This window comes from Sodalis sp. RH14, from assembly GCF_047324285.1.
GTDB lineage: Bacteria > Pseudomonadota > Gammaproteobacteria > Enterobacterales > Enterobacteriaceae > Acerihabitans.
The window spans coordinates 2,993,651-3,015,551 of record NZ_CP178739.1; the positions used below are offsets into that span (position 1 = coordinate 2,993,651).

Consider the following 21,901-nt stretch of genomic DNA (forward strand, 5'->3'; position numbering starts at 1 on the left):
TTGTCATATGTCTAAAGCTAAAGGTTATGCCGCGCTCAGCGCCAAGGCGCCTCTTACGCCTTACTCTTTTGAGCGACGCGCCCCCGGCCCCGATGATGTCGTGATCAAAATCGCCTACTGCGGCGTTTGCCATTCGGATATTCACCAGGCCAGGGACGAGTGGGGCGGGGCTATATTCCCCATGGTGCCCGGCCATGAAATTGTGGGTGAGGTGGTCGCCGCAGGCGACGGCGTGACAAAGTTTAACGTAGGCGATCGGGTCGGCGTCGGTTGCTTTGTGGATTCCTGCACCCATTGCGCCGAGCGCGATGTGGATTTAGAGCAATACAAGGAAGGGTTGGTATTAACCTATAACAGCGTGGAGCGCGACGGCAAAACGCCAACCATGGGCGGCTATTCCGACCATATCGTGGTCAAGCAGGGTTATGTGCTGTCGGTTCCCGATAATTTACCCTTGGACGCGGCGGCTCCCTTGCTCTGCGCCGGCATTACCCTCTACTCGCCATTGCGTCACTGGCAGGCCGGGCCGGGTAAAAAAGTGGCTATTATCGGTCTTGGCGGCTTAGGCCATATGGGTGTGAAGCTGGGCAAAGCCATGGGCGCGGAAATGACCGTGCTCAGCCAGACCCTGTCTAAGAAAGAGGACGGTCTGCGTCTGGGCGCCCAACATTATTACGCCACGCAGGATCCGGCCACCTTCGAGAAGTTAAAAAGCACCTTTGATCTGATAATCTGCACCGTCGGAACGGAAATCGACTGGGGCGCCTATCTGTCGCTGTTAAAAATCGACGGCACCATGGTCCTGGTCGGCCTGCCGGAAAAGAAGGTGCCGCTGCACGCCGCGGCCCTGATCGGCGGGCGCCGCAGTCTCGCGGGTTCCGGCATCGGTTCGATTAAGGAAACCCAGGAGATGCTTGATTTTTGCGGCGAGCACAATATCGTTTCCGATATTGAAAAGATTAATATCCAGCAAATCAATGATGCTTATGAGCGGGTGGTAAAAAGCGATGTGCGTTATCGTTTCGTCATCGATATGGCCTCCCTGTAACGGCTGTTGATGCCCACATGTATAAATGCGCTTCGGCGCATTTTTTTTTTGCCCATATTCTTCAGGACGGGGGCAAGACTGTCTTTTCACCTGGGGCGTGCTAGCATGGGATCAGGGTTTACCGACCGATTCGGCAGGAGCAGAACATGCGCGACAATCACCTTCAGCAGCAAAATCCGTTTTACCAGCCCAGCCAGCTGCCTTTCCAGGCGCCCCCCTTCGACCTGATCCGGGAAAGCGACTATACACCGGCAATCGAGGAGGGCATGCGCGCCTATCTCGCGGAGATTGATGATATTGCCGCACGGCGCGACGAGCCGACCTTCGATAATACCTATGCCGCGCTGGAGCGCTCCGGCGCGTTATTAAAGCGGGTCATGAGCGTATTCGGCGCCATGACCTCCGCGAATACCAGCGATTCGCTACAGCGCATTGATGAGGAACAATCGCCGAAACTGGCCGCGATGAACGATGCGATAAAATTCAACGCCAGGCTGTTCAGCCGCCTGAAAACTGTGTACGACCAGCGGGATTCCCTGGCGATTTCCGCCGAATCGCGCCGGCTTATCGACGTCACTTATCAGCGCTTTGTCCTGGCCGGGGCGCAATTATCCGCGGCGCAAAAACAACAGCTTTCCACACTCAATCAGGAAGCGGCGACCTTAAGCACGCAGTTTTCCCATCGGCTGCTGGATGCCACCAAACAGGGCGCATTGCTGGTTGACGATATCAGCCAACTCGACGGGCTGTCGGCGCAGGAGATTGCGGCGGCGCGGCAGGCGGCGAATGAGCGCAATCTTGGCGAACGCTGGCTCCTGGCGCTGCAAAACACCACCCAGCAACCGCAGTTGCAAACCCTGGAACGGCGCGCCACCCGCCAGGCGCTGTTCAGCGCCTCCATTTCACGGGCGGAAAAGAGCGACGGCAACGACACGCGGGCCATTCTTCTCCGGCTGGCGCAGGTGCGCGCCGAGCAGGCCGGCCTGCTGGGTTTTCCCGACTATGCCACCTGGGCGCTGCAGGATCAGATGGCGAAGACGCCGGCCGCGGCGCTGGAGTTTATGACGCGCATAGTGCCCGCCGCCACGGCGCGGGCCGGGCGGGAAGCCGCCGATATCCAGGCGCTGATCGACAGCGGCCAGGATAAATTTACCCTGGCGGCCTGGGATTGGCAGTTTTACGCCGATCGCGTGCGCAAAATGAAATATGACCTTAACGACGCGCAGATCAGACCTTATTTTGAGCTGAACCGGGTGCTGGAACAGGGCGTATTTTACGCCGCCCGTCTGCTGTACGGTATTGAACTCAAGGCGCGCACCGATCTTCCGGTTTACCATCCCGATGTCCGGGTATATGAAGTCTTCGACCAGGACGGGGCGTCCATGGCGCTGTTTTATACGGATTATTTTCAGCGCGACAATAAGGGCGGCGGGGCGTGGATGGGCAATTTTGTCGACCAATCCCTGCTTCTGGGTACCCGGCCGGTTATCTATAATGTGGCCAATTTCGCCAAGCCCGCCGAGGGGCAACCCGCCCTGTTATCCTGGGATGACGTCGTCACCTTGTTTCACGAATTTGGCCATACCCTGCACGGCCTGTTTGCCAGCCAGGAATATCCGGGTCTTTCCGGTACGTCGACGCCGCGGGACTTTGTCGAATTCCCCTCCCAATTCAATGAACACTGGGCCGATGAACCCCGGGTCTTCGCTAATTATGCCAGGCATTATCAGACCGGCGCGCCAATGCCCGACGAGTTGCTGGCAAAAATTGAAAAGGCGTCGCGTTTCAATAAAGGGTATGAAATGACCGAACTGCTGGCGGCCGCGCTCCTGGACATGCGCTGGCATACGTTGAGCGCCGGCTTGCCGGAGCAACAGGTAGCCGAGTTTGAAGCCGCCGCCCTGGCTGAGTTCAACGTCAACCTGCCTTATGTCCCGCCGCGTTATCGCTCCAGTTATTTCCAGCATATCTGGGGCGGCGGTTATGCGGCCGGCTATTATGCTTATTTGTGGACGCAAATGTTGGCGGATGACGCTTTTGCGGGCTTTACGGAGCAGGGGGGTTTAACGGCGCGCAACGGGCAGCGTTTTCGTGATGAGGTGCTGTCAAAAGGCAATAGCCAGGACCTGGCCAAGGTGTATAAGGATTGGCGTGGCAAGGAACCCGATATAACGCCCATGCTGGTTAATCGTGGTTTACAGGAGTAAAGCAGTGCCAGGGGCGGGGAAGGTCCTCGCCCTGAGTGATTGATTTAGACCTTAAACACGACGTTAACGTTTACCACGCGAATGCATATTGGCAGTCCATTCATAAGTGGCTGAAATGTCAGGCTTTAGCTTCTTCTGACGTTTCACTACCCGAACCTGTTTGGCAATGATCTCACGTTCAGCCATCAGCTGGGCGATGTAATCATCCTTGACATGGTTGGTTTCTGAGTTGGAGAGAGGAAGTCCTTTGGCTTTTTTAGCCTGGTCGAGCAGGGTCTTAAGTTGGCGTTGTTCGCTTTCCGTCATGTCTTGCTGCGTCAGCTTGGGAATGAGCATAAATGTCGGCCTGAAAAGGGAAAGGACTACCATTGTAAAGGAAAGTTGGCTCCGTCTCAGTAAAAACCTCATTTAATGTGCAAACTGCCTGGCGGTAAAGCGACAAACGCGATCAGACCTCAACATTATGTTAAATGATGGCCATTGATATGGCCATGGCCGCCCAAGTTCCGGGCTGCGGGGCCGTCGATTTGTCCGGCCTGAGATACAGGGAATAAAAGCGTGCGTGAACTGCTGTTGCGGCGTCCTGGGTCATTTGTCGAACCCTGTCGCTGCGCTATATTTGCTGTATAACCGTAGCCAGGGTTTCTCAGATTTCACGTAGCGCGATCAAAATTACGGCTTTTATGAGCACGGCATGCAGGAGAAAAGATGACATCACGGCCAGCATCCAGATTGCTGATTATCGATCCTTGCGGACGCATTTTACTGTTTAGGTTTATGCACCGCACGGATGCGCTGGCAGGAACCTCATACTGGGCAACGCCAGGCGGTGGCGTTGAACAAGGTGAGACATATGAGCAAGCAGCCGTCAGGGAATTATGGGAAGAAACCGGTATCATACGCAGCGACGTTGGCCGGTGTGTGGCAGAAAGAAATTTTGTAATGAAGTTACCGAGCGGTGAAATGGTTGCAGCCCAGGAAAAGTTTTACCTGGTGCGAGTGACTGACCATGACATAAGCATTGTGAATTGGAGCAGTAATGAAAAGAGTGCTATCAGCGGGCGCTACTGGTGGCATGCCGAAGAATTGAGCGCAATGAACGAAGCCGTTTACCCGCAGAATATTGCTGAGATGGTGAAATCGATTGGAGTGGATATTGAGAGCGGACATCCATAGTAAGACTGGATGCCGGCAAACACGCCTTAGCCTGATGAGGCAAGGCGAAATCCAGCATCCACATGAAGTCATCTTGGTGCGCATAATGTATATTATGTTAAATAAGAAGGATGAGTCTCAACGATATACGCGCGCTACGTTCGTAACCAGCCCTTTCACATCACTACGCCTATAATACCCCTACGCGTTTACCCATGAAAACATGTACATCACGGCAGGTGCGCCATTCACCGGTTGCCCGGCATAGGGCGCCACCTTATACCCGAGCCCCCCGCAGTGATAGCCGAAGGCTTGGCGTGCCACGATGTTATATCTATAAAATCAAATTTTTAACAATATCACCGCCGAACGGCAGTCAACGGATTCCAAGTCTATCCTATCGGTCAGGAAGATCTCTTTTCCGCTGAGAATATCGCGGTAGCGGCTATTGGCGAGCCGCCCGGGCAAAGCGATTTCCGCCTGGGTCAAGCGTTGCTGATGCAGTTGAGCCGGATTGTCGTACAGCATACCGAAGACAAGGCGAGGCGCGATAACGATCAGCGCATCGTCGCTTTCCGCCCGGGCGAAGGCAATGACGTTTTCTGCCTGTTTGCCGGTGGCGGTGAGCGGCAAATAGTCGCCGCGGCGAAACAGCGCCGTCTTCTGCCGGCGCAAAGGCAGGATCCTGGCGATGATATGCTGCTTCAATTGGCCGCTAAGCCAGCCCTCCTCCGTGGCGACGACAGGTTTTTCGCTCCCGGCAAGCAGACGTTCAAGGGCGGTAAAATCCGGTTCTCGCCGGTTGTCGGGATCGACGAGGCTGAAATTCAGCGCTTCGCTACCCTGGTAGATATCCGGCACGCCCGGCGCCGTCAGCTTGATGACCGTCTGGGTAAGGCTATTGACCAGGCCGGCGCGGATAAAGGGCTGCAGCGCGCCGGTGAAATCCTGTAAAAATGTTTGGTTGGCCGGCGAGAGCAGATGGCGGACATAGTCGAGCACGGCTTTTTCATAGGCGTCGTTGCTGTCATTCCAGTCAGTGCGCAGTTTTGCTTCCCGCAGCGCCTTCTCCACAAAGGCCAGAAACCGCTCTTCGAGCGCCTGCAGGCCCTTCCCGTCTTGCGGGTCGAGCGTCACCGGCCAGACACCGGCCAGCGCCTGGAAGATCATCCATTCGACCGCCGGTTTTGGCGCCGCGCCGTCGTCAAGCACGGCGACGCTGGCCTGGTTCATCCGGCGCCAGCGGGCAACGCATTCCGCCCAGCGCTCCGGCGCTTCGGTGAGCGTATATAGCCGTGCGCGGGCGTCCTCGCCACGTTTGGTATCATGGGTCGAGGTGCCTGACAGCGCATCCGGCTGCCGTTCGAGCCGCGTTTGCATTTCCGCGTGGAAGCGGTCGAGCGAGAAGGCGCGCGGCATCGGTTCGGCGCCCACTTCGTTCAGGGCCAGCTCCATGTTCTGCCGGAAGAATAGCGTGTCCTCCACCGATTTCGCCATCAGTGGGCCCGTCAACTGTTGGAAGCGGGTGCGGAAAGTGGCGGCTTCGCCGGAAGCGATATCCGAGACCTCGCCCGCGAGCAGGCGGGTCAGGAAATCGAGCGCCCCGGGGTCGGGAGCGTTCACGCTGGCTTTCACCTTTCCAGTCACCTTGCGCAGCATCTCATCGCCCGCCGGTGGCAGCCCTTGCGCCGTGCCATAGGTGCGGTAGACCGGGAAGGCGACCAACAGCTCGCGCAGAGCCGATCGGGCGGCGTTTTCATCCAGCGCCACCCTTTCCATCCCGGCGATCGCCATCACCAGCTTGAGGAGCGTGGTAAATTCACCCGCGAAATTCCTGTCCACCATCAGCAGCTTGGCCGCCCGCAGTTCGGCTTTCATATCCACAGGCCTGCCCACGACATCGTCATAGGCCTGCCGCAGCAGGTCTATCTTCTCATCGTCCACCAACACATCGGAGAGCGCGGCGATGAATTCGTAACCAGTGGTGCCGGAAATCGGCCAGTCCGGCGGGATCTGCTCGCCCTTGCCGAGAATTTTTTCCACCGTTATATAGCAGTCCGGCCCGGCTTCCTGCCGCAGGCGCTCAAGATAGGCTTTCGGATCGGCAAGCCCGTCCACATGATCCACCCGCAGCCCGTCGACCGCGCCGGTTTGGACCAGCTCGAGGATGAGCCGGTGCGTATCGTCAAACACGGCCTTGTCCTCAACCCGCACGCCCACGAGGCCGGTTATCTCGAAAAAACGCCGGTAGGACAGGTCGCGCGGCGCATCGCGCCAGGACATCAGCCGATAGGGCTGGCGCCCGTGGAGCCGGGCAATCGCCCCTTTGTCGGTGAGATTCAGCACCTCGGCCTCGCGGCCCTGCCAGGTTTCGGCGGCAAGCGGGTAGAAGGTGTCGTAATAGGCGAAAGCGGGCCTGCCGGTTTTCGGATCGGGCTTCACGGCAATCTCGTCGTTTTCCAGGGCGCGTTCGAACGTATCGCCGAGGAAAGGCAAGGTCAGGCGCTCGGACCAGTCGATGTCGAAATGCCGGGCGTAGCGGCTGTTTTTGCCCTTCTCTACCACATCGCGCCACCACGGATTTTCCAGCGAAGCGGCCATGTGGTTCGGCACGATATCAAGGATCAGGCCAAGCCCCGCGCCCTGCAATGTCTTTACCATGCGATCGAAACCTGCCCGGCCGCCGATCGAAGGATCGATCTCGTTGGCGTCGGTGACGTCATAGCCGTGGGTCGAGCCGGACGTGGCGGTAAAGACCGGCGAGGCATAGAGATGACTGATGCCGAGCCGCTTAAGATAAGGCACCAGGCCGGCGGCGCGGTCGAAGGTCATGCCGTTGCGGAACTGAATACGGTAGGTAGCGGTTGGAATCTTCACTTTGCGTCTCCCGGGGCAACACGGACAATAATGGCGTTTTGCGGCAGGTCATTTGCCGCTTTCGGCCAGGCGAATATCGTCTCGCCCGGCTGGTTGGGAAGCGGCTGGGGTGTTTTGCCGATATTGAGCGCGATGGACAGCCTGCCTTTCGGGTAGGTCCAGGTGACGGCAAGGAAACCCGGCGCGGTCTGCACCACGTGGCCGGCATCGCCGCGGGCGGTGCTGAGCAACGGCACCACCTTTTTCTGGCGCAGCGCCAATAATTCTTTGGTCAGCGCCAGCCAGCTTTTGCCCGCCCCGCTATCGCGCTTTTTCCAGTCAAGTTTCGACATCTCGAAGGTGGTCTGCGCGTTCGGATCGGGCACGCTTTCGCCCTCGTGGCCGGCATGGCCCGCGAACTCACGCGCGCGGCCCTCGCGCACGGCCCTGGCGAGGGAGCCATGAAAATCGGTGAAGAACAAAAAGGGATTCGTCTCGCCATATTCCTCGCCCATAAAAAGCAGCGGGATATGCGGCGAGAAAAGCAGCGCGGCGAGCAGAACCCGGGTACGGTCGGCGCCGGCCAGCGCAATCAGTCTTTCGCCCTGGGCGCGGTTGCCCACCTGGTCGTGGTTCTGGATGAAATCGACGAAGGCCGCCGGCGGCTGTCCCGTGCTTTTCACGCCGCGCGGCCTGCCGGTCTGCGCAGAGACCTCGCCCTGATAAGCGAAACCTTCCGCCAAAACGCGGGCGACCAGCTTTTCCGGCTCCCTGGCAAAGTCCTGGTAGTACGCATGCGTCTCGCCGGTGGCGAAGACGTGGACGGCATTGTGGAAGTCGTCGTTCCACTCGCCGGTGAAGAGCGGTACGGAGCCGTCCTCCCCGCGCGGATGCAGGAAAATGACGTTGCGGCTGTCCTCGGTCGTCAAATGGATCGGCCGGTCGGTAATGCCGGCGCGGATACGCTCGGCTATCTCGATCAGCACGTGCTTGGCGGAACTGTCCTCGATCTGGTCTATCGCGTCGAAGCGAAGGCCGTCAAGGTGAAATTCCTCCAGCCAGTAGAGCGGCGCTTCCACGATATAACGGCGGGCCGCGGCAACGTCATAGGCGATGCCGGCGCCCCAGGGCGTCTTGCGCTCCTTGTGGAAAAAATCCGGCGCCAACAGCGGCAGATAATTGCCCTGCGGCCCGAAATGATTAAGGACGATATCCAGCACCACCGAGAGACCATGGCCATGGGCGGCATCGATAAAGGCCTTGAAATCCTCCGGCGCGCCATAGACGGAATGCGGCGCGTAGAGCAGCACGCCGTCATAGCCCCAGCCGCGGCTGCCGCCGAATTGCGCGACGGGCATGACCTCGATCATGGTGATGCCGGTTTCGACCAGGTAAGGCAGCTTATCGATCGCGGCCTGGAACGTCCCTTCCGGCGTGAACGTGCCGATATGCATCTCGTAGACGACCGATTCTTCCCACGGGCGGCCGCGCCATTGCGTATTCCGCCAGCGGTAACGCGCCGGGTCGATGACGAGGGAAGGACCGTCGACATCCGCCTTCTGGGCGCGGGAGGCGGGGTCCGGCACGGCCGTGCCGTCGGCAAGGATATAATGATACTCCGCGCCGGGGGAAACGCCGGTGACCACCAGCTCAAACCAGCCGTCGCCGCTCGGGTTCATCGCCCTGTCTTCGCCGGAAAGCCTGAGCGTCACCTTGTCCTGTCCGGTCGCCCAGAGACGAAAGCGAACGACGCCGGCGGCGACGTATTCGGCGCCCCAGCTTTTAGTAAATGATTTGGATTTCATTCAATTGCCTCGTTTAACCCGGAAGTAAGCAATGGACGATACCGCCCCGTCTTATGCCGGTGATGCGAGTTTCACGTAGAACAATCATAGACGATTATGCAGGAAGTGATGTGCCGCTGCGACAGGCAGCGGTTATGGCGCGACGCCGGCTGTGGGCGCGTTAAGGGTAAGGCGCCCTTAGACCTGGGGCGCCAGCCATCGGTTTATCAGGCGGGAACCGAAAACATTGATCAACAGGCCCAGCATAATAACGGCAACGCCGATGATTTGCAGGATATTGAGCAACTCCCCCAATATCAGGGCGGCGCTGGTTAATCCCACCACCGGCACCAGCAGCGCGAAAGGGGTGACGCGCCAGGTTTCATAGCGGGAGAGCAGCGCGCCCCACAATCCATAGCCGATAATAGTGGAAATAAAGGCCAGATAAATCAGTGAAAATACCGTGGGCGCCTTAATATCCACGAGACTGTCGACGATGGTCTGCCGGCCTTCGAAGATCCACGAGCATACTAAAAAAGGAATAACGGGAATCAAGGCGCTCCAGACAACCAGCGACAGAATCGGCGTGTTGGGCGCGGCGGTCATGATGTTTTTATTGGTGATATTGCCCAGCGCCCAGCACAGGCCGGCGGTCAGCGTCAATAACATACCGAGCGGAGGAATGGCGGACAACGCGTTGCTCATGCCGCCTTCCACCAGCACCGCCATGCCCGCCGCGGCAATGAGCGTACCCAGGATTTGCATGGCCTTGATTTTTTCCCCCAGGAAAATCGTCCCCAGGATGATGGTGAAAAATACCTGTGACTGAAGGATAAGCGAAGCAATGCCGGTGGGCATGCCGATATTAATGGCGCAAAACAGGAAGGCGAACTGCAGGAAACTGATGGTCAACGCATAAAGCGCCAGCCATTTCAGGGGGATTTTAGGCACGGGGATAAAAAAAATAGCCGGAATGGCCACCAGCAGAAACCGCAGGCCGCCCAACAGGAAAGGCGGCATTCCGTGCAGGCCGACTTTGATAATGACAAAATTAACGCCCCAGATTATGACCACCAACAGTGCCAACAGCGTATCTTTTACAGACATCCCCGGTTCCTTCAATATTAATGATATTTAAGCTTATTATGCAATTTGCACCATTTACCCATTAAATTAAAGTACCTGCAAAACAACTTCATTTATACATACAGATGGCATTGAAATAAAACAGTACAGTCGGTTAGGAAAACGCGGGCGCCAAGGGTTTGGGGTTACGGCGGCCATGCCAAGTAGGGTTACCCACCGTAAAGGGATTGATTGCCGTGCCGCGCGGTGTCACTCCGGCAACTGCTGGCGACAGACCCTCAGCACCATTTGCCTTAGCCAGCGATGGGCCGGATCGACCTCTGAACGCGGATGCCACATCTGCGATACCGTAATGCCCGGGGTTTTTACAGGAAGCTCAAAAAGACAGAGCGAGCCCTGCTCGCCCATGATAGTGATAACCGGTTGATTGATGAGAAATGACGCGGGTAGCAGCGCCACGAGGTCGGACGCCTGAGCCACGGCCAGCGCGGCGGGAAAGCTCGGCACCGCGGCGGCGATCTTGCGCGTTAGGCCTAATTCGGCCAGCGCTTCGTCTACCGGTCCGGCAATCCGCCCCCGGCGGGAGGCGACCACGTGCCCGAAAGACGCATACAGGCTGGCGGTGATGTTAGGCTCCAGCGCCAGCGGGTGGTTTTTTCTCACCACGCCCACGAACCGGTCCCTGAATAACGTCTGTAACCGTATTTCCGGGCCCATGGCCTCGGCTACGCCTATCTCAAGATCGGCCAGTCCTTCTCGCAAATAGCGTGGACTCTTTTCCGGCTTGGGCGCAAAACGCAGCCGCACGTAGGGCGCCGTCGCCGCCGCGGCGATAAGCAATGCGCCAAACGCCTCGACAAAACCATCGTTGGCACGCAGGGTAAAGGTGCGGTCAAGCGTGGCTAAATTCAGTTCCGACGCCGCAGGCCGCAGTACGGCGCGCGCCTCCGCTACCGTCCGTTGCGTACGCGCCCGTATTTCCCCGGCATAGGGCGTCAATACCATGCCGCGCCCTGCCCTGACCAGTAAAGGATCGCCGGTGACCGCGCGCAGGCGGCCAAGCGTGCGGCTCATGGCCGAGGCGCTTAATCCAAGCCGGCGCGCGGCGCCGGCCACACTGGTCTCGGCCAGCAGCGCATCCAGCGCAATAAGTAAATTGAGGTCGGGTTCAGTCATGAAGCATTGTATCCCGGCCGGAAAAATGAGGGAAGGCGTTGGATGCATGTTATCAGTGCAAATGCTGCGTCTTCCGCCCTGTATTGCGCAGGGATATAGTGACTGCATCCAACGTCAATAGCTGCATTGATGGATAGCTTATCACCAGGCAGCGCACACGCAGAGGAAATAAAGCATGCCAACACCACCTTCCCAAAAGACGGTCCTTCTTATCGGCGCCTCCCGCGGCCTGGGCTTTGCGATGGCGGAAGAGTCGCTGAAACGCGGTTGTAGAGTAATAGCCACCGGGCGAGCCTCGTCTGCTGACCGTCTTTTCCATCTTGCTGAACGCTTTCCTGATTCACTTGAAGTAGAGACCGTGGATATTACGCTGCCCCAGCAGATCGATGCGTTACATGAGCGGCTCAGCGATCGGCGCATTGACCTGCTTTTTGTCAATGCCGGCGTCAAAAATAGCGATCGGGAAACGATAGCGGACGTGTCGACCGATGAGTTTATTCGCGTGATGGTAACGAACGCGCTGAGCCCGATGCGGGTTATCGAGGCGTTTGAGGACCTTGTTCCGCCGACGGGCACCCTCGGCGTCATGTCTTCCGGCCAGGGTAGCCTCGCCAATAACACCAATGGTCATTACGATGTGTACCGGGGCAGCAAAGCGGCGCTGAATATGTTTATGCGCAGCTTTGCTGCGCGCCACGAGGGCGATCCCAGAACGTTTCTACTGATGGCGCCGGGATGGGTGCGCACGGAGATGGGGGGGCCGGAAGCGCGGCTGACTATCGAAGAAAGCATCCCGGCCCTGCTTAACACCATTGAGGCCTGTGCCGGGCGCACGGGATTACATTATCTGGACTATCTGGGAAGAACCGTCCCCTGGTGAGTCAACGCCATCGCTATCACGCCGCCTTCTCCAGCGCCGGCCCTCGTTTATCGTAACCTGAATTGAGGCGATAACCCGGGGCCGGTGCCGCCGGCATTGCGTTATTGCTGTGATGTCTCGGACGTCTGCGGCGTCGCGGCAGCCTGCGATGTTTCCGTTGCCTGCGGCGTTGCTGTCGTCTGCGGCGTCGCGGTTGCCTGCGATGTTTCCGTTGCCTGCGGCGTTGCTGTCGTCTGCGGCGTCGCGGTTGCCTGCGATGTTTCCGCTGCCTGCGGCGTTGCTGTCGTCTGCGGCGTCGCGGTTGCCTGCGATGTTTCCGTTGTTTGCGGCGTTGCTGTCGTCTGCGGTGTTGCGCTAGCCTGCGATGTTTCCGTTGTTTGCGGCGTTGCTGTCGTCTGTGGCGTCGCGGTAGCCTGCGATGTTTCCGTTGCCTGCGGTGTCGCTGTTGTCTGTGGCGTCGCGGTTGCCTGCGATGTTTCCGTTGTTTGCGGTGTCGCTGTCGTCTGCGGCGTCGCGGTAGCCTGCGGTGCCGCCGCCGTCTGCGGCGTTGCGCTAGTCTGCGCCGCCGTCGTCTGCGGGACCGGATCGTCTTTCAGTTCGGTAAACACCGGTTTGCTCTTCACTACGGTATAAGCGATGTGTTTCGCGCTGGTGGTCGTGGTGGTGATCTGCACCGGCGGAATGGTGACATGGCCAACCAGCGACCGGGCGTAACCGCCGATCTGATGCTTGCCCGGCGGTACATGCAGGGCTACGCTTTCGCCAGTGGCCAGAGCGCCGGCGTCGCTGCCGTCGACGGTAACATAGATGGTCGCGCCATCCGCGGTGCGGGCGGGCACATGCGTCACGGTGACAAGCGTCGGGCCAGTGGTAAAGTCTGCCGCAGGTTTGTCAGCCGCGGGTTCGTCAAATGAGTGTTTTACGCAGCCGGTCAGCGCAAAAGCAGCCGCAATGGCGGCGAGGGTGAAACGGTTGATCATAGCGCGGTATCATCCTTTAGTGCTTTTTGTGATCTAGATCGCCAATATAACAGAAATCGATATTGAGATGAATGCGCCGGCCTGTGAACTAGGAGAAATCTGCTTATGGTTTTATGCCCGCGATGACGGGTAATTGCCCGGCCGAATGGGGATGGCGTACCGCACATGCAGTAACACCCTGCTCATCATTTAGGGTTTAGAATGAAACCAATAAATGACTGATATAGCGACAGGAAAACCTATGCCAACCTTGTATGACCCCATTAATATCGGCGCCATTGAACTGAGCAATCGTATCGTCATGGCCCCGCTTACCCGCATGCGCGCCGTCGACGAGCGCAGCCCCGGCGCCATCACCAAAGAGTACTATGTCCAGCGCGCCAGTGCCGGTCTTATCCTGACTGAAGCCACGTCGGTATCGCCCCAGGGCGTGGGTTATCCCAATACGCCGGGAATCTGGTCGGAAAAACAGGTGGCCGCCTGGCGCGAGGTGACCGACGCGGTGCACCAGGCCGGGGGCAAAATTGTCATTCAGTTATGGCATGTGGGACGGATATCCGATCCGGTGTATCTGAACGGAGAATTGCCGGTGGCGCCAAGCGCCATCGCGCCGGAAGGCCATGTTTCCGTGCTGCGGCCGCAAAAACCCTACGAGGTCCCCCGCGCACTGGAAACCGCAGAAATAGCCGGCATCGTGGCGGATTTCCGCCGTGGGGCCGAAAATGCCCGGCGCGCCGGCTTTGACGGCATTGAAATCCATGCGGCAAACGGTTATCTGTTTGATCAGTTCCTGCATGACGGTTCGAATAAACGCACCGATCAATACGGCGGCACCATCGCCAACCGGGCGCGTTTTCTGTTGGAAACCGTCGATGCCTTATTGTCGGTCTGGCCGGCGGAACGGTTTGGCGTGCATCTTAATTTAATGTCCAGCTCTTACTCAATGCATGATTCCAATCCCAAAGCCATGTTCAGCTATGTGGTCGAGGAACTGAATAAACGGCGGCTGGCGTTTATCTTCGCCCGTGAGTCATTGACTTTTCCGGACCGTTTCGGACCGGACTTAAGGAAAACTTTTTCCGGTGCCTGGATTGCCAATGAAGGCTTAACCAAAGCGTCCGCCGAAGCGTTGATAAGCCAGGGCGAGGCCGACGCGGCGGCGTTTGGCGGCCTGTATATCGCCAATCCCGACTTGGTGCGGCGCTTTAAGCAAAACGCCGCCCTTAACCCGCTTAACCCGCAGACGATCTATGCCGAAGGCGGCACCGGATATACCGATTACCCCGCCCTGGCCTGAAGGCAACGGGGATGCCGTCTCAAGCAGCCGCCACAGCATAAACCCGCCGTCCGGCGACCGGCGGCGGGCCGTGCGCAGGATCCGCAGCGCCGCCGGATAACGGCCTGGCTTTCAGAATTTATCCATCTTGACTCCACAGGAGGCAGGTGCCAGTTTTGATCTTTTGCTAGATAGCCGACATATTTATATGAGGATTATGAGATGAAAAAGATTGGTATTAATGGTTTTGGCCGTATAGGACGTTTGGTGTTGCGGCGCATCCTGGAAACCCGCAGCGAAGTAGAGATCGTCGCCATCAACGATCTTACCTCGCCTAAGGTCCTGGCCTATCTGTTAAAGCATGATTCCAGCTATCGCCATTTTGACGGTACGGTGGATTATACCGACGACGCGATTATCGTTAACGATAAAAAAATCATCGTGTATGCCGAAAAAGACGCCAAGAATATCCCTTGGGGCACCCTTGGCGTGGAAATCGTGGTGGAATCCACCGGGTTTTATGCCTCCGCCGAAAAGTCGCAGGCCCACCTGGACGCGGGAGCGAAAAAAGTACTGATTTCCGCGCCGGCCGGAGATATGAAAACCATTGTTTTTAATGTCAACTGCGACACCATCACGGCGGAAGACCGGATTCTTTCCGTCGCGTCCTGCACCACCAACTGCCTGGCGCCGATGGCTAAAGTCCTGAGCGACAGTTTCGGCATCAAAGTGGGCACCATGACCACCATCCACGCGTATACCGGCACCCAGTCGTTGGTCGACGGCCCGCGCGGTAAAGACCTGCGCGCCTCGCGCGCGGCGGCGCAAAATATTATCCCGCATACCACCGGGGCGGCGAAGGCGATTGGCCTGGTGATCCCGGAATTAAAGGGCAAACTCAAAGGCCATGCCCAGCGGGTGCCGACCATTACCGGCTCGGTTACGGAACTGGTTTCGGTGCTGGAGAAAAAAGTCACCGTCGAGCAAGTCAATGACGCCATGAAAAAAGCGGCCGAGGGGAATGAATCTTTCGGTTATACCGACGAGGAGATTGTGTCTTCCGATATCGTCGGCACCCACTTCGGCTCGGTATTCGACGCGACCCAAACGGAAATCAGCGAGGCGGGCGATGTGCAGTTGGTGAAAACCGTCGCCTGGTACGATAATGAGTACGGCTTCGTCACCCAGTTGGTGCGGGTGCTGGATAAAGTGGCGGCGTACTGATTTTCGCCCTCTCCCCGCCGTCCCCCGCAGGAGAAGGTCAAGGAGAGGGTGAATCAAGCCAGACCGTCGGTTAGCGATTGAGGCTCGCCCCGCCGCCTTTTTTCATTACCGCGCGGATTTCAGATTCGTGCACCAGATTTAAATCGCCGCTGACGGTCAGTTTTAAGACGCTGGCGGCAATCGCAAAATCAATCCATTCCTGGGCGGCGAAGTTATGCAGCAGGCTATGCATTAAGCCGGCGCCAAACGCATCGCCCGCCGCGACGCCTTCCATGACATGCATCTTATAGGCGGTGGACTCGTAAAACGCGCCGTCTTTCAGCAACAGGCCCATCCATTGACTGTCTTCCACGGAATGAATGTTGCGCAAGACGCTGGCCACGATTTTACAGTCCGGGTATTTTTGCGTTACCGCCAGCATGCCCTCTTTGAAGGACTCTTTTTGATCGATGCCACGCGACATATCGCCGTCAAAAGCATCAATCCCGAGCGTTGCGGCGAAATCTTCATCATTGGCGATGCAAATCGCGACATAGGGCATCAGCGTCGACATGACGCGCTGGGCTTTTTCAGGCGACCACATTTTACCGCGGTAATTCATATCGCAAATAACCGGGATATCATGGGCCTGGCAATACTCACAGGCGGCGGTGACAATCCGCTCTAATTCGGCTGAAATGGCCGGGGTGATGCCGGAAAAATAAAAATAATCGATATCGCTGAAAATCGCGTCCCAGTCGAATTCCGCCTGTGTGACCTCGGCGAAAGCACTGCCCGCCCGGTCATAGACCACATTGGTGGACCGCACGCTGGCGCCTTTTTCCAGGAAATAAATGCCTAAACGATTGCCGCCGCGCAGGACTTTCGTGGTATCAACGCCGTATTTGCGCAATGTCGACAGCGCGGTTTCCCCCAGCAAATTAGCCGGTAATTTGGTTAAGTAGGCCACCTCGTCGCCTAACAAGGCTAAGGACACGGCCACGTTGGCCTCGGCGCCGCCATAGGTTGCTTCCAGAACATCTGATTGCATAATGCGATTGTTGCCGACCGGCTTCAATCGCAACATCATTTCTCCCAACGTTAATACTTTCATGCTTTATTCCGTATCCTTAAATGATTTTTACAGACGACACTATGCAGATAAAAAGCGGGCGCAAGCTTGATTAAAGGTAAAAAAACGCTGTATTTGGCGAAAAATTAACCACGCCAGGGCGCCGTTCCCCTGGCCGCGGCGGCCTGAACGCCAGGGCGGGACGGCGTTGGGTGGGTAAAATGAATAAAAGCGCCGCCTGAGGTGTTAACTCCCCAGTTGCCCTCGTTGAGGATTTACCCATGCCGCGCTTTCTATCGCTATTACCGTTATTGTTAGTCTGCGCCGCCGCCGCGGCGGCCCCGCTGCACTACGACATCAATACCGTACCCACCGCCGTGGTCTTATCGTGGAAAGTCCTGGGCGCGGGCAATTCCCATGCGGATATTACCGGCATAACCGGACGGCTGGACCTTAATCCCCGGCAGGACGGCAATGCCCGGGTGGAAGTGACTATCCCCGTGGGCAATATTGATGCCCATAACGGGATACTGTCCGCTGAGCTTAAAAGTCCGCTATTTTTCGATCAGGCCCGCTACCCCAACGCGACGTTTACCAGCAGCCGCGTGGTGGCGGATGGCAAAGACCAGTATAAGGTGTTCGGCACCTTGCACATCAAGACCATTAGCCACCCGGTTATCCTGGCGGCAAAATTGGTCTCCCTTAACGACCCCCGGTCCGGCGAACGCCATTTGACCTTTTATGCCGACACCGCCATTGCGCGGTCGGCCTTTGCCATGACGCGCTTTATTCCCATGGTCAGCGATCGGATCGCCATTCATATCATGGTCACCCTGCCCGACCCCTCGGTGCCATCCGGCACGCCCGCATCGGCCCTTGCCGTTGTCAGCTGTCATCCTTTTCCTGTTTGCCCAGGCCAAGCCGGCCGATAAACGGCAGCCGCAGCGCCGGCGTCAGAATATCCACCCCCAGGTTTAATCCCAGGATATTGACTTCGACGCCCTCTTCCACGCCCAGGGTAAAGCCCAGCACGCCCAGCAACGATACCTGCAGGCCTTTGCCGGAAGGAGGCAACCCGACAGGATGAGTCAAGGAACGGAAATCCTTGCCGATGGCATTGGCCGGCAGGTCCAGCTTGAGCTCCGGCACTTCCCGGCCGATATGGGCCAGGAAGGTGTTGCTGTTTGGGCCGGGCCAGCTGCGGTAGGTGCGGCCATAGGGATAGCGTTTGATCGCCGCTTCAATACGCGGGATCATGGCCTCGGCATGGGCGCCGCGATGATCCACCAGCAGCGTCGGACGCGCGCCGAACCAGTATCCGTCGGGAAGGGTGTAATTACGGCGCACCGCGTCAATGCCGCCCCAGCCGATGACCTCGTAGCGGCTGTATTGACTGGCTCCCGCCGGCTTAAAAATAATCCAGGGATGGACGGCCACGAGTCCACGCCAGCCAAAAGTGGGCGCGGCATAGATTTGCACGATGGCGGTGTCGCGCAGCTGTACCGGATCCGGCGCCATCCCGGTGGAATCGCGCCGTGCCGTCCGCCAATCGCCGCCGGAAAAAACGTCGCCCGCCAGCGCTGCCTTGGCCAGACTCTGCCCGAAAGACAGTAATAACACGCAGAGAAACCCAATACTGAGTAGTTTTAGAGAGCCCATATATCCTTTGTCAGCCGGCCGACCCCCGGTTAGGGGTAATAAGGGGCATGTCAGGAATAATATAAGCGCTTATGCGCGCGTGTACAAAATATACGCATCAGCGGGGCGGACAGGATGGCCCCGGCAGCGAGGTGTTTTCGGCAACCGGGGCGAGAGGATAATTACGGTGGGTGTTTTCCCGGCGGCAAGGCGCCTCAGAAATGATTAAAAATCCAGTACAGCCCGGCCGAAAGCAGGATTGACGCCGGCAGGGTCAATACCCAGGCCATCAGCAGGTTGCGCAGGGTGCCCATCTGCAGGCCGGATTTGTTGGCCGCCATGGTCCCGGCGACCCCGGATGACAGAACATGCGTGGTGGACACTGGCAGCCCGAAGGCATCCGCCGCGCCGATGGTGGTCATGGCCACCAGTTCGGCGCTGGCGCCCTGGGCGTAAGTAAGGTGCGTCTTGCCGATTTTTTCTCCCACCGTGACGACGATACGCCGCCATCCCACCAGGGTGCCCAGACCCAGGGCAATGGCCACCACCACCTTGACCCAGAACGGGATATAACGCGTTGCGCCGTCCAGCTCGTGTTTTAAGGCGTCCAGGTTTTGTCGGGAGCCAGGGGATAGATTGAGCTGTTTTTCCGATTTCAGGCGCTTAATGGTTTCCGAAGCCAGGTACATATCGTTACGGGTATTGGATACCGACCGGGCCGGTATCTCGTTTACCGAACCATATTGTTTCAGTTCGGCGCCAATGGCCCCGGCCAGGCCGGCGAGCGCGGGAATGACGGCCGGCGTCAGGGTGTTGGTGCGGGCATAGCCGGTCAGGACGGCGCGGGCCGCCGGTTGGGGGCCGCCGGCGGGGAATTGGCGCAGCAGTTCGTGCTGCGTGGCCGTCGCCAGCGCGGCTACGCGCGGTATTTGTTCCGGCGGCATCGAGCGGTTTAACGCGTAGGCAATCGGCACGGTGCCGACCAGGATCAGCATAATCAGCCCCATCCCTTTCTGGCCGTCGTTGGAGCCGTGGGCAAACGACACCCCGGTGCAGGTTAAAATCAGCAGGCCGCGTATCCATAACGGCGGCGGCGAATTCCCCTGCGGCGCGGTATACAGCGCGCGATTTTTAACCAGCACTTTCATTACCAGCAGCAGCAGCGCGGCAAAGACAAAACCGATGACCGGCGATAAGAGCAGGGAATAGCCGATATTTATGGCCTGCGACCAATCCACGCCGCTGGTCCCGGTACGGCCGTGGATCAGCGCATTGGCGACCCCCACCCCGATAATGGAGCCAATCAGCGTATGGGACGAGGACGCCGGCAGGCCCAGCCACCAGGTGCCGAGATTCCAGATAATGGCCGAGAACAACAGGGCATAGACCATGGCGAAGCCGCTGCCGGTTCCCGCCTGCAGGATTAATTCCACCGGCAGCAAGGAAATGATGCCGAAGGCGACCACGCCGCTGGACAGCAACACTCCGAGGAAGTTGAAACACCCGGACCAGATCACGGCGACCATGGGCGAGAGCGAATGGGTATAAATCACGGTTGCCACGGCGTTGGCCGTGTCATGGAAGCCATTGACGAACTCGAAGCCCAGGGCGATTAACAGCGCCAGCCCCAGCAATAAGAACGGCACATAGCTGGTATAAGTGGCGCCGGCATCGGAAACATCGTTAAACAGATTGACGCCGGCAAAGGCGATGCCCAGCACCAGCAGCAAGACGAATAACACCACGGACGATCGGCTGTTTTTCTGGTAAATTTTGGGTTTGCCGCTGTCAAAGGAAAGGCTGGATCGGGCAGCGCTATTATCACTCATAATAATCCCCTGTCTCGCATTCTCGTGCTGGATGCCTGTCAACGACATGTTGAGCGTGTCGGGTCATTATTCAGGGTTAAGATGAATTTTTGATGACGGCCGATTTACCGGGCGGCCATTAAGCGCCGCGCCGCCGGCGCAACAGGCTGAACAGCCGGCGCCGGCCCCGCCTACACCAGGGTATTGGCTTTCAGGATGGGTTGTAATTCGGGTAACCGGCCTACGTGTTCGGCCATGGCGAACAGCCGCGGCGTATGCTGTTTAAACCAGGGTTTTCTCGGCCCCCAATGGACAAGCACCGGCCAGTAAGCGTCAATTAATGTTACAACGTCACCGAATAAATACGGCCCCGCCCCCAGCTGCGTTTCCAGCCACAGGTAAAGACGTTCGCGGTAGCGGTCGGTGCTGGCGACCAGTTCGCCGGGCTGCCCTGGCGCCCAGCGTTCCGGATAATCGCCATAGGTAAAGGTGGGATAGACATTCGCCACCAGCCAAACAAGCAACCGGTAGAATTGCCGGCGATCCGCGGTGCCGGCCGCCGGCGCCAGACGGGGGTGGCTATCGAGCAGCAGCAGCGCGATGGCGGCGCTTTCGGTCATGATGCCGCCGTCGTCCAGCACCAGCGTCGGCACCTGGCATAAAGGATTGAGCGCGGCCAGGGTATCCCGGGCCGCGCCCGGCCGATCATAGCCGTCGACATTTACCCATTGATAAGGCTCGCCCGCCAGGGCGAACATGATTTCAACAATTGCCGATCCCGCGCCCGGCGCGCCATACAGTGTGAACATGATCACCTCATGCCTGCTATAACGTGGTTGATGGTGATAACTGTAGCGCGAAATAAGCAAAATGGCCCGGCGCCGCGTACCCGATGGTCATCAGGCGGTGGGCACCGTCCCGCCGTCGATAACATACTCCGCGCCGGTAATCGACGCCGCCCGCGCGGAAGCCAGGAACGCAATCAGATCGGCCACTTCCCCGGGCTGCGCCGGGCGGCCCAACGGGATGCCGCCGAGCGACTTCATGATAATCTGCTTACCGCCGTCATAATCGGTTCCCGCCTGTGCGGCGAGCCTTTGCGCCATCGCCACCGCGGCCTCGGTTTCGACCCAGCCGGGGGAAACCCGCAGCACGCGTACGCCATGGGGGCTGACTTCCTTCGAGAGACTCTTGCTGTAGGTGGACAGCGCCGCCTTCGCCGCCGCGTAGGCGGTGGTGGACTCGGGCAGCGGCAGCTGGCGCTGGATAGACGTGACGTGGATAATCACCCCGCGGCCCTGGGCCAGCATACCGGGCAGCAGGGCGCGATCGAGCCGTACCGCCGGGAAAAGATTGAGATCAAGCGCCTGATGCCATTCATCATCTCCCAGTGCGGCAAAGCCGCCGCCCGGGGCCGTCGAGCCCCCCAGGACATGAACGATAATATCCACCCCGCCCAGCCTGTCGTTAACGGCGGCGGCGACGGCGCCGCAGCCCGCGGGCGTCGTCACGTCGGCGGCGACGAACATCCCGTCGGGCAGCGACGGCGGGCGGGTACGCGCCGTGGTTATCACGTTAGCGCCGCTTTGGCGGAACAGCGCGACCACGGCGGCGCCGATACCCTTGGTGCCGCCGGTAACCAGCACGCGCTGGTCTTTCAGTTCTAAATCCATAAGATGCTCTCCGGTGTATTAAGCGTGCCTCAGCGACGAAACAAATGCGCCGTTTTCAT

General features: G+C 58.5%; 18 protein-coding genes. 7 read left to right on the forward strand and 11 right to left on the reverse strand.

Annotation, left to right across the window (positions count from 1 at the left end; translation table 11 throughout):
• The first annotated feature begins 7 nt into the window (after positions 1-7).
• Both ACL2XQ_RS13645 and dcp read left to right on the forward strand, forming a co-directional pair.
• Positions 8-1,048 (forward strand): NAD(P)-dependent alcohol dehydrogenase, encoded by a 1,041-nt coding sequence (locus ACL2XQ_RS13645; protein ID WP_413722868.1) that lies wholly within the window; start codon positions 8-10, stop codon positions 1,046-1,048.
• A 146-nt stretch (positions 1,049-1,194) separates the two neighbouring features.
• Positions 1,195-3,255, forward strand: coding sequence for a peptidyl-dipeptidase Dcp (gene dcp / locus ACL2XQ_RS13650; RefSeq protein WP_413739316.1), 2,061 nt, complete (start codon positions 1,195-1,197; stop codon positions 3,253-3,255).
• Between the two features lie 63 nt (positions 3,256-3,318).
• Here the strand turns inward: dcp and ACL2XQ_RS13655 are convergent, their stop codons facing one another.
• On the reverse strand, positions 3,319-3,591 hold the full coding sequence (locus tag ACL2XQ_RS13655) for a DUF3811 domain-containing protein (protein WP_410015082.1): 273 nt from the start codon (positions 3,589-3,591) through the stop codon (positions 3,319-3,321).
• A 372-nt stretch (positions 3,592-3,963) separates the two neighbouring features.
• Between ACL2XQ_RS13655 and ACL2XQ_RS13660 the strand changes: the two genes are divergently transcribed.
• Positions 3,964-4,431: an NUDIX hydrolase gene (locus tag ACL2XQ_RS13660; protein ID WP_413739317.1), complete on the forward strand. Its 468-nt coding sequence runs from the start codon at positions 3,964-3,966 to the stop codon at positions 4,429-4,431.
• 321 nt (positions 4,432-4,752) lie between these two features.
• On the opposite strand, the gene treY is transcribed toward ACL2XQ_RS13660, so the two are convergent.
• The 4 genes from treY to ACL2XQ_RS13680 all read right to left on the reverse strand — a co-directional run bounded on the left by treY (position 4,753) and on the right by ACL2XQ_RS13680 (position 11,312).
• On the reverse strand, positions 4,753-7,287 hold the full coding sequence (treY, locus tag ACL2XQ_RS13665; RefSeq protein ID WP_413722866.1) for a malto-oligosyltrehalose synthase: 2,535 nt from the start codon (positions 7,285-7,287) through the stop codon (positions 4,753-4,755).
• Positions 7,284-9,071, reverse strand: coding sequence for a malto-oligosyltrehalose trehalohydrolase (gene treZ, locus ACL2XQ_RS13670; RefSeq protein WP_413739318.1), 1,788 nt, complete (start codon positions 9,069-9,071; stop codon positions 7,284-7,286). Before treZ ends, treY begins: the two co-directional genes overlap by 4 nt.
• A 177-nt stretch (positions 9,072-9,248) precedes the next feature.
• Entirely contained in the window at positions 9,249-10,157 is a 909-nt protein-coding gene (locus ACL2XQ_RS13675) for an EamA family transporter (protein ID WP_413722864.1), read from the reverse strand.
• Positions 10,158-10,385: 228 nt separating this feature from the next.
• Complete coding sequence (locus tag ACL2XQ_RS13680) at positions 10,386-11,312, reverse strand: LysR family transcriptional regulator (protein ID WP_413739319.1); 927 nt, start codon at positions 11,310-11,312, stop codon at positions 10,386-10,388.
• A 175-nt stretch (positions 11,313-11,487) separates the two neighbouring features.
• Between ACL2XQ_RS13680 and ACL2XQ_RS13685 the strand changes: the two genes are divergently transcribed.
• A complete protein-coding gene (locus ACL2XQ_RS13685) occupies positions 11,488-12,192 on the forward strand; it encodes an SDR family NAD(P)-dependent oxidoreductase (RefSeq protein ID WP_413739320.1) in 705 nt (234 codons plus the stop codon).
• 101 nt (positions 12,193-12,293) lie between these two features.
• Here the strand turns inward: ACL2XQ_RS13685 and ACL2XQ_RS13690 are convergent, their stop codons facing one another.
• Positions 12,294-13,172 carry a hypothetical protein gene (locus ACL2XQ_RS13690; protein WP_413739321.1) on the reverse strand — a complete coding sequence of 293 codons (879 nt, stop codon included), beginning with the start codon at positions 13,170-13,172 and terminating at the stop codon, positions 12,294-12,296.
• Between the two features lie 241 nt (positions 13,173-13,413).
• On the opposite strand from ACL2XQ_RS13690, the gene ACL2XQ_RS13695 reads away from it, so the two are divergent.
• Both ACL2XQ_RS13695 and gap read left to right on the forward strand, forming a co-directional pair.
• Positions 13,414-14,469, forward strand: a complete 1,056-nt coding sequence (locus ACL2XQ_RS13695) for an alkene reductase (RefSeq protein WP_413730436.1) — start codon at positions 13,414-13,416, stop codon at positions 14,467-14,469.
• 201 nt (positions 14,470-14,670) lie between these two features.
• Complete coding sequence (gene gap / locus ACL2XQ_RS13700; protein ID WP_413722859.1) at positions 14,671-15,672, forward strand: type I glyceraldehyde-3-phosphate dehydrogenase; 1,002 nt, start codon at positions 14,671-14,673, stop codon at positions 15,670-15,672.
• Between the two features lie 70 nt (positions 15,673-15,742).
• Here gap and ACL2XQ_RS13705 read toward each other — a convergent pair whose 3' ends face one another.
• Positions 15,743-16,765 carry a PfkB family carbohydrate kinase gene (locus tag ACL2XQ_RS13705; protein ID WP_410015093.1) on the reverse strand — a complete coding sequence of 341 codons (1,023 nt, stop codon included), beginning with the start codon at positions 16,763-16,765 and terminating at the stop codon, positions 15,743-15,745.
• A 239-nt stretch (positions 16,766-17,004) separates the two neighbouring features.
• Here ACL2XQ_RS13705 and ACL2XQ_RS13710 point away from each other — a divergent pair, with 239 nt between their 5' ends.
• Entirely contained in the window at positions 17,005-17,655 is a 651-nt protein-coding gene (locus ACL2XQ_RS13710; protein ID WP_413739322.1) for a YceI family protein, read from the forward strand.
• On the opposite strand, the gene ACL2XQ_RS13715 is transcribed toward ACL2XQ_RS13710, so the two are convergent.
• The 4 genes from ACL2XQ_RS13715 to ACL2XQ_RS13730 all read right to left on the reverse strand — a co-directional run bounded on the left by ACL2XQ_RS13715 (position 17,609) and on the right by ACL2XQ_RS13730 (position 21,842).
• Positions 17,609-18,382: a DUF3750 domain-containing protein gene (locus ACL2XQ_RS13715; protein ID WP_410015095.1), complete on the reverse strand. Its 774-nt coding sequence runs from the start codon at positions 18,380-18,382 to the stop codon at positions 17,609-17,611. The two genes, ACL2XQ_RS13710 and ACL2XQ_RS13715, sit on opposite strands and share 47 nt — an antisense overlap.
• 194 nt (positions 18,383-18,576) lie before the next feature.
• Entirely contained in the window at positions 18,577-20,190 is a 1,614-nt protein-coding gene (locus ACL2XQ_RS13720) for an inorganic phosphate transporter (RefSeq protein ID WP_410015096.1), read from the reverse strand.
• Between the two features lie 170 nt (positions 20,191-20,360).
• Positions 20,361-20,978, reverse strand: coding sequence for a glutathione S-transferase family protein (locus ACL2XQ_RS13725; protein ID WP_413739323.1), 618 nt, complete (start codon positions 20,976-20,978; stop codon positions 20,361-20,363).
• A gap of 90 nt (positions 20,979-21,068) precedes the next feature.
• Positions 21,069-21,842, reverse strand: a complete 774-nt coding sequence (locus ACL2XQ_RS13730) for an SDR family oxidoreductase (protein WP_413728422.1) — start codon at positions 21,840-21,842, stop codon at positions 21,069-21,071.
• Positions 21,843-21,901 lie beyond the last annotated feature (59 nt).